Annotated in this window: 2 tRNA genes; both read left to right on the forward strand. The window is 47.1% G+C overall.

Features of this window, described 5'->3' with window-relative positions:
• Positions 1–9: 9 nt before the first annotated feature.
• Positions 10–85 (forward strand) — tRNA-Val (locus AC6CHU_RS26000).
• A gap of 8 nt (positions 86–93) precedes the next feature.
• Positions 94–169 (forward strand) — tRNA-Thr (locus tag AC6CHU_RS26005).
• Positions 170–312 lie beyond the last annotated feature (143 nt).

Raw genomic sequence — 312 nt, forward strand, 5'->3', positions numbered from 1 at the left:
GTATATAATGGAGGATTAGCTCAGCTGGGAGAGCATCTGCCTTACAAGCAGAGGGTCGGCGGTTCGATCCCGTCATCCTCCACCATATAACATGCCGGTGTAGCTCAATTGGTAGAGCAACTGACTTGTAATCAGTAGGTTGGGGGTTCAAGTCCTCTCGCCGGCACCACTTCAACGAGCCATTAGCTCAGTCGGTAGAGCAGATTGCAGCATCTGTGAATCACTTCATTCGAATAGCAATCTGTGACAAAGCGTTTAGCTTTGGAACATCTGACTGCAATTATCAGGCTTTAGGAAGTCTCATAAAAGTAT

This window comes from Cytobacillus sp. GQ23 (assembly GCF_059758675.1).